We start from the raw sequence: 2,745 nt of genomic DNA, 5'->3' as shown, positions 1-2,745 counted from the left end.
CTAGTTATAATGAAAAGTCGATTCCGAGTCCGGCACCACTATTTAAAGAACCCGCCCTAGTGGCGGGTTTTTGCTTTCTGTATCATTAATTTATTGGTTCATCAGTGATGATTTATCTTTCATCCATCACCGCAATCGCTTCACGGTAGTACCTATCGAACTTCCCTCCTCAGAAAAATGAGCTCATACATTCACTAAAAACTAGCCGCTTTCAATCAATGGTAAACACAGCCATTATAAAATTATGCTCATTAGGCTAATGCATAATTTATGCAGTGATAGATTAAAAAATTATTTTGTTGATTATTACGATTATCCAAGCAGAAAAAATATGCCATTTATTCTTCTACGAACGAATGTGAATGTAAAAAAGCATTCTTTTTAAGAAATTGCAACATAGAAAATATATTCACTATTTTTCATAAAAATACCCACCTGATAAATAGTTGCCAAATGCGATGTGATTCACATTTTCAGGGTTATATTTTAAAAAACAATCATGAGTTCGCATTTTTTAGATTATTATATTTCAATCGTTCTGTTTTTTGAACTTTCCATGTAATTACTCATGCCATAACAAGTTAATTTTAAATTTCAGTGTTTGAAAACCATCATAACTTATTAAAATTATCATTTTTACCAAAAAAACTTCATTAGAAAGATATTTTTGGCAATATTAATATATAGATTCCCTCTATTTTAACTTTTTAGCTCTTCTATCTTTAGCTTTCACACGCTCTAAAAATAGATTCTATAAATAAACTTTAGGTTTAATTATTAATACTTTCGATTATCTAATTAATAAATTATAAATCAAGGAGTTAACATGCATAAAATAATAATAGATTGTGATCCTGGAGTTGATGATGCAGTGGCTATTTTTCTCGCTATAGCGTCACCAGAAATAGAATTAATCGGGATAACAACAGTCGCAGGGAATGTAGAGTTAGAAAAGGTTCACAGTAATGCAAAAAAATTACTGACATTAGCTAATAGGCTAGATATTCCTCTCGCTAAAGGCTGTAATCGTCCATTAATGAGCAAAACTGGGAATAAAACGAATGTTCATGGTACAGATGGGCTTGCTGGGGTGCTCCTACCGGAATCTAAACACCACAATGATTCTGGTCACGCGGTAGACTTTATTATTGATTCTGTTATGGCAAATCCTGGTGAAATAACATTATGCGCAATAGCCTCTCTCACTAATATTGCAATAGCTATCATTAAAGAGCCAAAATTAATTGATAATGTAAAAGATATTGTCGTCATGGGAGGAGCCGCATTTACACAGGGAAATATAACGCCAGCCGCTGAGTTTAATTTTTATGTAGACCCTCATGCTGCTCATATAGTTTTTGATAGTGCGCAGCACATTACAATGCTTGGTTTAGATGTGACAAGTAAAGCGGATATAAGAGCGGGTTTGTGCACTGCTTTGGAAAAAGGAGGGGCTATTGCCCAGAGCGTAGCAGAAATGTGTCGAAGATATGCTGAATTTGATCCTTTCCTTCATGACCCTTGTGTTATTGCCTACCTCATTCAACCTGAAATTTTTTCAGGTGTTGATGGTTCAATCTCTATTGAATATGAATCCAAGAGATTATTTGGTCATAGTTTTGCGACCCCATCTACTTTGACTCATCACAGTTCGGAAACGATGAATTGTAAAATCATGACTGATGTTGATACATCGAAATTGATGACCTTAATTACAGAGCGTATTTTAACTCTTTGAGATAAAGCTTACCTCAACGGGTAAATACTCAGAATCTCTGATACACCTCTATTGCAATGATAATTTTTACATCGCAATTATATTTTGGCATAAAAAGCCCCCCAGCAAATGGTTATCCAACTAAAGGGGGCACTTCATCTAGTGACGGCTTTGTGCTTTCTATCAACTAAAAAATTCATCTCGCTACATTTCAGCTTCTATAGGTGCTTTAGATATTAATTCAACTTTATCACTTCTTAAAAATTGAATACCCGTAAGATCATTTCCATAAACATCTCTCAGCTCCCATTCTTTTTTTAAAAAATGGCCACTTAATAAGGAATCTAGCCGAGCTAAATCAATTTTTATTTTCTCATTAGAATAATTATTGAGTTTTGCCTGTAATTTATAGCGAAGAAACTCCAGCATAATAATGCTTGCATTACATATCGCATATTGGTTTATAGACGCCAAGCTCCCACCAATTACATAACATTCCCAGTTATGATGAACATCAACAATCGCATCCACTTCACTATTTTCATATAATGGCATAAAGCCATAAAACATCTGAAGAAGAAAAAGAGTTTCACACTCAACTAGATAATCATCAGAAGATGAAAAACTCGGTAGTTTATCTCTAATTAACTGAATATAAGCACAAGCTTGTTGAAATTGCTCTAGGCTTAAGTTTGTTTCAACACCATAAAACTGTGCTGATCGGCTATACGCATGAGTTAACTGATATTTCATAATATAATCATTTTGGATTGATGCTTTTCAATACTCTTGAAAAACAAACAACGTGTTTTCCAAAATATAAATCGCAATTTAAATTTAATTAAAAATCGTATCTTTATAAGAGCATCCACTTCAATATCAATTGTTTAAAACAAAATAACAACATCAATTATTACATATACAAAAAAGATAGCGTCATATTTTAAAACTCAACAATGAAAATCAAAAATAGATTAATCCCCAATGAACGGAATTTATTATAGTCCAACATTTCATTAATGATAATA

The 2,745-nt window shown here is 32.8% G+C and carries 2 protein-coding genes; one reads left to right on the top strand and one right to left on the bottom strand.

The annotated features are described in order from the left end of the window. Positions 1-826 precede the first annotated feature (826 nt). Positions 827-1,738, top strand: a complete 912-nt coding sequence (locus PSF16_RS12435; protein ID WP_006657362.1) for a nucleoside hydrolase — start codon at positions 827-829, stop codon at positions 1,736-1,738. A 183-nt stretch (positions 1,739-1,921) separates the two neighbouring features. On the opposite strand, the gene PSF16_RS12430 is transcribed toward PSF16_RS12435, so the two are convergent. Further along, complete coding sequence (locus PSF16_RS12430) at positions 1,922-2,470, bottom strand: hypothetical protein (protein WP_006662692.1); 549 nt, start codon at positions 2,468-2,470, stop codon at positions 1,922-1,924. Positions 2,471-2,745: the final 275 nt, after the last annotated feature.

This window comes from Providencia sp. PROV033 (assembly GCF_028484855.1).
GTDB classification, from domain to species: domain Bacteria; phylum Pseudomonadota; class Gammaproteobacteria; order Enterobacterales; family Enterobacteriaceae; genus Providencia; species Providencia alcalifaciens.
The sequence above is the reverse complement of the archived record's forward strand: the minus strand, read 5'-3'. Positions and strand labels throughout refer to the sequence as shown.

Coding starts and splice junctions, on each gene's coding strand:
- PSF16_RS12435 (WP_006657362.1), top strand. CDS start 827: ATGCATAAAATAATAATAGATTGTGATCCTGGAGTTGATGATGCAGTG.
- PSF16_RS12430 (WP_006662692.1), bottom strand. CDS start 2,470: ATGAAATATCAGTTAACTCATGCGTATAGCCGATCAGCACAGTTTTAT.